Raw genomic sequence first — 4,063 nt, forward strand, 5'->3', positions numbered from 1 at the left:
GCGCCGGTTGTTGCAAGGCTGAACGGCATAGAGTCACTCCGGGAGCAGGAGCGGGCTGCGCAGCATCAGAAAGCGCTGGAGCTGGAGAGATCGCAGCGACAGCGGACGTACAACGGACCGTCGTTGTAACAAACCGGATAAAACAGGGCTTTCGGCAGATATCTGCGCCGAAAACCGGTGCCATTCACCCGGCTGCATGGCTATGCATTCGGGTGAAATTTATCAGGCGCAGGCGGCGCGGTTTTCCGGGAGATTTGCTGCCGGTTTTACCCGGCAGACGCCGTATTCGCGCCGAACCCGTCAGGGGCGGTGCGGCCAACAGATGTTATGTTCAATCCAAGTGTTTAGGTTTTTGAATTCTTTATTACTTTGCGGATAGCCTCTTCTTTTTTATCACAATCATTGAAGAATTGAATTTCTCGACGGTAGTCATTCTCAATGTCGTTTGCCCAAGAGTATAAAAAACATTTTTTCTCTTTGATTCCTTTAGCCCGGTTTCGCCATAATGTATTAACCTCATAGAGGTTATATGGTATTTTTTTATCATTAAATTTTATTTTTCCGCTCCAGATGTTATCTACATCTATAGATTCAAGTTCGAATCCATAGGCATTATATCCAGCACGAATAGCCATCACACCTATGCTCCCAGACTCATCACCACTCAGTACTCTCTTCAGATGTACGTAAGTTTCATCCTTGTAGAGTTCTCCTTGAGTCATGCCCTTGAAGCAGTTCCAAGCGAGATATCCAGGAAATACAGTCAGTGCACTCAGCATTATTACTTTAATGATATGCTTTCGGTTCGTCTTTAATAGTAATACTGCACTAAAACCAGCTACGACAAAAAACAAAAAAAAGCCGAGTGCGTTTAATATTATGTAAAACATTATAAAATACTTTTTAATTAGATCTTGGTTCTGGGGATGTTCCCCAAACAGGTTCTACCCCTAATGCTTCGCAATAAATTGGGGTATAAAAACGACCTACAAAATCAATATTGCAAGTAATGCGTACGCGCTTCCCATAAAAGCGGTCATAGAATTGCTTTTGTGTTTTTGTAAAATCCACTTGGATATGGTCAAGAAATCCTCGTTGTAACGAAGAGTTGAATTTTATGACTTGTGGGTCTAATTGATTCAGTAATGGTCTGATATCTATAGGTGTGTCGAGAAGTATACCGGTATAACCCATTCCGAGTTGAATTGTTTTTGGTTTTTCCCCTGGATGGGTTGGATCGCCATCGGTCATCTGTCCCCAGATGACATGCTTGCCATAGCTGGATATGACATTGTCATTTTTTTGCGCCAAAGCTGGAAAAAACAGGATAAGTGATACTGCAAAAATGATAGTGCGCATTTTGACCTCTATAGGTTCTGTAAGTGACAGAATATATCGACATTTCAATGAAATACTTAAATGTGATTTTTGGGGGGTTATCTATCACATGTAGTGAATTACTAAGTAGGATCATTTTGGGGAAGATGTAGGGGCGAGAGCGATTATGAAATGATCTCCTTGAGATCCTTTCCGTTGCATCGTAATCTCTTGCTCTGAAAACGAAAAAACCACCTGGGGAGGTGGTTTTTCGAAGGTTAAGTCAGTTGGGGAACTGCTTAACCTGGTAACTGGCTTCAGCAGAGCGCAGATACCAAATACTGTCCTTCTAGTGTAGCCGTAGTTAGACCACCACTTCAAGAACTCTGTAGCACCGCCTACATAACTCGCTCTGCTAATCCTGTTACCAGTGGCTGCTGCCAGTGGCGCTTTGTCGTGTCTTTCCGGGTTGGACTCAAGATGATAGTTACCGGACAAGGCGCAGCGGTCGGACTGAACGGGGGGTTCGTGCATACAGTCCAGCTTGGAGCGAACTGCCTACCCGGAACTGAGTGTCAGGCGTGGAATGAGATAAACGCGGCCATAACAGCGGAATGACACCGGTAAACCGAAAGGCAGGAACAGGAGAGCGCACGAGGGAGCTACCAGGGGGAAACGCCTGGGATCTTTATAGTCCTGTCGGGTTTCGCCGCCACTGATTTGAGCGTCAGATTTCGTGATGCTTGTCAGGGGGGCGGAGCCTATGGAAAAACGGCTACGCCGCATCCTTTTTTCCGGATTTTCCTGACCTCAGCCCCATCTCGTTACCTCGTTATTCGTGAGCAGGTAACGCCCGCCGCAGTCTCACGGCCGGAGCGTAGCGACCGAGTGAGCGAGGAGGCGTCATTTCATCCTCACCTGTATATTGCACTTACGCCCTGCAGCCACATTTTTCCCTTTCCACATGAAGCACTTTCCTGAAACCCTACTTCGTTTTAACATATTAAGCCAGTATACACTCCGCTAGCGCTACGTGACTGGTTCAGGGCTGCGCCCCGAAACCCGCTAAAAGCCACTGCCGCGCCTGCGGCTTGCCCAACACCGCGCCGTCCGGGAAAGAATTTCCCGACCGTCACGGCGTTATCAGGAGGCCGAATTGGCAGATAAACGCAGCAAAATGCTCACGATGTGGGTGACTGAGGATGAGCACCGGCGTCTGCTGGAGCGCTGCGACGGTAAGCAGCTCGCGGCCTGGATGCGCCAGACGTGCCTGGACGAGAAGCCCGCCCGCGCCGGCAAACTTCCGTCGATGTCGCCGGCGCTGCTTCGTCAGCTCGCCGGCATGGGAAACAACCTCAACCAGATTGCCCGGCAGGTTAACGCCGGTGGCGGTACCGGGCACGATCGCGTGCAGGTCGTCGCCGCGCTGATGGCCATCGATGCCGGACTTGAGCGGCTGAGGCACGCCGTGCTGGAAAAGGGGACAGACGATGATCGTTAAGTTTCACCCGCGAGGACGCGGCGGTGGCGCCGGTCCGGTGGATTATCTGCTGGGGAAAGACCGGCAGCGCGACGGCGCCAGCGTTCTGCAGGGGAAGCCGGAGGAAGTCCGGGAGCTTATCGACGCCTCGCCCTACGCCAAAAAGTACACATCCGGCGTCCTGTCCTTTGCCGAGCCGGACTTACCGCCCGGCCAGCGCGAAAAGCTGATGGCGAGCTTTGAGCGGGTTCTGATGCCCGGACTCGATAAAGACCAGTACAGCGTGCTGTGGGTTGAGCACCAGGACAAGGGGCGGCTGGAGCTGAACTTCCTGATCCCGAACACGGAGCTGCTGACCGGCAAACGGCTACAGCCGTATTACGACCGCGCCGACCGTCCGCGCATCGATGCCTGGCAGACCATCGTAAACGGCAGGCTGGGGCTGCTCGACCCGAACGCGCCGGAAAACCGGCGGGCGCTGGTCACGCCGTCCGCGCTGCCGGAAGCGAAGCAGGAGGCCGCTCAGACGATTACGCGCGGTTTACTGGTCCTGGCCTCGTCCGGGGAGCTGAAAACGCGCCAGGACGTCACTGAGGCGCTGGAAAGCGCGGGTTTTGAGGTGGTGCGCACCACGAAAAGCAGCATCAGCATTGCCGACCCGGACGGGGGGCGAAACATCCGACTGAAGGGAGCCATCTATGAACAGTCTTTTAACGCTGGCGAAGGACTTAGAGCAGAAATCGAAAGCGCAGCAGCAGAGTACCGGCGAGATGCTGAAAGCCGCATTCAGCGAGCACGAGAAGTCTGTCAGAGCGGAACTGAGCGAAAGCGAGAAGAGAATCAGCGCCGCCATCCTCGACCACGACCAGAAAATGTCCTCAGCCATGAGCCAGCGCACGAAAGGGATGCTGCGTATGGTCAGCCAGACGTGGCTGACCATCGTACTGGTCTCCGTACTGTCGATAGCCGTCAGCTCGGCCATTCTGTGGTGGCAGGGGAACCGGATACTCGACAACTACACGAGCATCCGGGAGCAGAAAGACGCGCTGGAGAAGCTGAACGCCCGGACGTGGGGCGTGAGGTATCAGGAAGACAGCCAGGGGCGCTTTCTGGTGCTGCCGGAGGGCGTGAAAGCGGACACGAACTGGACGTTCGACAACGGCACGAAGATCGGCATCAGACTGGTACGGGAGTAGAGCATCATGACAGAGCTGGAAAAACAGTTGCTGAGCGCATTAGAGCAGCTACAGCAGGACTACTCGAAAG

5 protein-coding genes and 1 pseudogene are annotated in these 4,063 nt (G+C 52.8%); 4 read left to right on the plus strand and 2 right to left on the minus strand.

Features of this window, described 5'->3' with window-relative positions:
• Positions 1–344: 344 nt before the first annotated feature.
• Entirely contained in the window at positions 345–722 is a 378-nt protein-coding gene (locus ACQ4OC_RS19255) for a hypothetical protein (protein ID WP_430971540.1), read from the minus strand.
• Positions 723–903: 181 nt separating this feature from the next.
• Entirely contained in the window at positions 904–1,359 is a 456-nt protein-coding gene (locus tag ACQ4OC_RS19260) for a hypothetical protein (protein ID WP_430971541.1), read from the minus strand.
• 1,135 nt (positions 1,360–2,494) lie between these two features.
• Between ACQ4OC_RS19260 and ACQ4OC_RS19265 the strand changes: the two genes are divergently transcribed.
• The 4 genes and pseudogenes from ACQ4OC_RS19265 to ACQ4OC_RS19280 all read left to right on the plus strand — a co-directional run.
• Positions 2,495–2,818: a MobC family plasmid mobilization relaxosome protein gene (locus ACQ4OC_RS19265; protein ID WP_430971542.1), complete on the plus strand. Its 324-nt coding sequence runs from the start codon at positions 2,495–2,497 to the stop codon at positions 2,816–2,818.
• Positions 2,808–3,125 (plus strand): annotated as a pseudogene (locus tag ACQ4OC_RS19270) (plasmid mobilization relaxase MbeA); the annotation flags it as partial. The gene ACQ4OC_RS19265 and the pseudogene ACQ4OC_RS19270, both read left to right, overlap by 11 nt.
• Before the next feature lie 370 nt (positions 3,126–3,495).
• On the plus strand, positions 3,496–3,993 hold the full coding sequence (locus ACQ4OC_RS19275; protein ID WP_430971543.1) for an MbeB family mobilization protein: 498 nt from the start codon (positions 3,496–3,498) through the stop codon (positions 3,991–3,993).
• 6 nt (positions 3,994–3,999) lie between these two features.
• A partial coding sequence (locus ACQ4OC_RS19280) for an MbeD/MobD family mobilization/exclusion protein (RefSeq protein ID WP_277420767.1) occupies positions 4,000–4,063 on the plus strand: 64 nt, incomplete at its 3' end.

The organism is Yersinia sp. J1 (assembly GCF_050586585.1).
GTDB lineage: Bacteria > Pseudomonadota > Gammaproteobacteria > Enterobacterales > Enterobacteriaceae > Yersinia > Yersinia entomophaga.